At 63.0% G+C, this 2,148-nt stretch carries 2 protein-coding genes; one reads left to right on the forward strand and one right to left on the reverse strand.

The annotated features are described in order from the left end of the window. Window positions 1-448 precede the first annotated feature (448 nt). Entirely contained in the window at window positions 449-664 is a 216-nt protein-coding gene (locus LRF89_RS13665; RefSeq protein WP_443134968.1) for a helix-turn-helix transcriptional regulator, read from the forward strand. A 438-nt stretch (window positions 665-1,102) separates the two neighbouring features. Here LRF89_RS13665 and LRF89_RS13055 read toward each other — a convergent pair. Beyond that, window positions 1,103-2,148: tyrosine-type recombinase/integrase (locus tag LRF89_RS13055; RefSeq protein WP_238637342.1), on the reverse strand; the 1,046-nt coding region annotated here is incomplete at its 5' end.

A 2,148-nucleotide genomic window follows, 5' to 3' on the forward strand; every position in this document is an offset into this window, starting at 1 on the left:
CCCTCGAGTGGTTGCTCGGTGGAAATGTGATCGACGCACACCTATAAGGCGCCCTGGGGGAGGCGGGGGGCATTCTGGCAACGCCTGTCGCCGGCGTTCTCACCAATTGTGCCCTGACAGCCTGCGTGCCTGGGAATCGGTGCCGCTAGCAGCGCTCAATGCCAACGAATGGGTGCGGGGCTAGTCCATCTGTTATCCGGCGTGTCACCCCGACTGCACGAATGCCGCCGAAAAAAGGGTCTTTGGCCGCAAAGCTGGTATTTCGGTGCGTATAGCTTCGGTCCCGAGGCGTGGCTAGCCTGGCTCGAGACGCCTATTCGTGGCTAGGTACAGGTCCCTACCCCGGGGGGCGACCTCTGGTTCGGCCGGGGAGGCCTCGAGGGGTATGGACCGCCCGGGTCCTGGGCTGGCTGCGTGGTTTTGGACCACGTTGGTAGGAGGGCAGACGATGAGCGAGCCGAAGATTCTATACATTGAGGACCTGGAGCGAGGGCTCGGGGCGTCTCGGGATGCCATCCGCGGGATGGTCCGTCGTGGTGAACTTCCAAGGCCTGCGAAGCTGGGTCGGCGTTTGGTCTGGCGCAAAGAGGAAATCGAACATTGGCTGGATATGAAGTTCGGTCCGGTTGCCGAGTCTCGGGTGGCCAACCGTCGTCCCGGATGATTTCTCGGGTGGCCCCTACTGTTAGCGCTTTCGTAGACCGATCCAGCGCTGGTCAGCAGAATTGACCCGCACTTGGCGGGCGAGGCTCACCCCTGTGGGCGGTGATCGCTCAACGACCGGGTACGAAGAGGAGGCCAGTTGGCCTGCGGGCCGGTACCGATCGCCGGCCGGAACCCGTTCTTGGGGTGGCCGTGCAGTTTCACCGTGAAACTCTATGCGTCGGGGGGGGGGGGAATACTGTTTCACGGTGAAACTCGTTTCGCTCCCGTGCATGTATGCGTAGCTCCCGAGTGGCTGCGTATTCCGGATGGTCCGGTGTCCATGGCCTTGCCATGCCTAAAGCCCGCTGCAACCTAGTCTCGGCAACTGTTGAGGGTCGCGTTCACCAGGATGCGTAGGAGCCGCGATACGCCCAGCCGGCGTCTAGGGTGGTGAGTTCTAGGAGAGGCGGCGAGCCAGATCCGTAGCGCGATGGTTGGCGTAGCGCTTTAGCGTCTGCATGCTTTTGTGACCGGTGATGGCTGCCACCTCGGTCAGGGAAAACCGGCCCGATTCCACGAGCCGTGAGGTTGCCTCATGACGCAGATCGTGGAAGTGGAGGTCCTCGACCTGCGCGCGTCGGACCCATCGGTTCCACATCGAAGCGGCACCCTCGCTGCTCCAGGGCCAGACCTTTCCGCTGATCTGACGCGGAATGGACTGCAGGGCAGCCACGGCCGCAGATGAGAGCGGTACATCCCGCGGTTCGGACAGTTTTGTATCGGGCAAATGGACCACACGGGCGGTCAGGTCAACGTGCTCCCAACGCATGGCCAGAATCTCGCCGCGCCGCATACCGGTCTCGATGGCGATGGTCAGGTAAGCGGACTGGTATGGGGTGAGCGCTGTATTTCGCAGCGCCTGCTCCTCTTGGGGGGAGAGCCTCCGGTCCCGGTGTTTCTTGGGGGTCGGCCACTTGATCATCCGCACCGGGTTGTCGATCGGCAGGTTCCACTCCCGGATCGCGTGGCTGAACACAGGTGATAGCGTAGCGAGATCGTTGCGGACCGTCGTGGAACTGACGACCTCCAGCCGGTGATCGCGGATCTCGGCGATATCGGTGGTGCGGATATTGGCGAGGGCGAATGAACCTAGCTGCCCGGCCCACCAGCGGAGCCGGTTGGCCTCCGGCCGGGCGCCCTTGTTCCTAGAGGTGACTTCGTCGATGTAGCGTTCGATCGCTTCTTGAAGCGTCAGACGGCGGGATTCGCGGCTGTCCTGCCACTGCCCGGCGTCCATCCGCCGCTCCTGCTCGCGGGCCCAGCGCTCGGCTTCCGCCTTAGTGCGGAAGGTCTTCGTGACCTGCGGCCACCCCTCTCTGCGGATGCGCGCTTGCCAGCCTTTTTCGCGTTTGGAGATCGTCGCCACTGTCGCACCACTGTCGCACAGAGCCAAAAATGCTGCGCTGCAAAAGGGTGTGGCGCGCCTAACTATCTGTTTTGACT

The sequence above is a fragment of the Halorhodospira sp. 9621 genome (assembly GCF_022228055.1).
GTDB classification, from domain to species: Bacteria; Pseudomonadota; Gammaproteobacteria; order Nitrococcales; family Halorhodospiraceae; genus Halorhodospira; species Halorhodospira halophila_A.